Source organism: Ewingella americana ATCC 33852 (assembly GCF_000735345.1).
In the GTDB taxonomy this organism is placed as follows: domain Bacteria; phylum Pseudomonadota; class Gammaproteobacteria; order Enterobacterales; family Enterobacteriaceae; genus Ewingella; species Ewingella americana.
This window is the reverse complement of the sequence record NZ_JMPJ01000005.1, coordinates 1-253: the sequence shown is the minus strand read 5'-3', so window position 1 is coordinate 253 and position 253 is coordinate 1. Positions and strand designations below refer to the sequence as shown.

1 pseudogene is annotated in these 253 nt (G+C 39.9%); it reads left to right on the top strand.

Annotated features, from left to right (window positions below):
- Nucleotides 1–253, top strand: a pseudogene (locus tag GEAM_RS23240) (amino acid ABC transporter permease); the annotation flags it as partial.

The window sequence follows — 253 nt, the reverse complement described above, 5'->3', positions numbered from 1 at the left end:
GTGATTTACAAATCATTCTGTATATCGAATTCCCACAAATGCTGCGTTTTTCAATTCCTGGCGTGATGAATGAACTGACCTCAATCCTGAAAAATACCCCTTTTGCCTACACCGTAGGGATAACGGAAATTCTGGGGCAGGCCAAAGCCTTAACCGCCTCCACCATGTTGGGAATGAATATCTACCTGATTGCCGGGATTTTGTATTTCATCATTTACCAATTCTTCGTTTTCATTATAGAAAAAAACCAAAA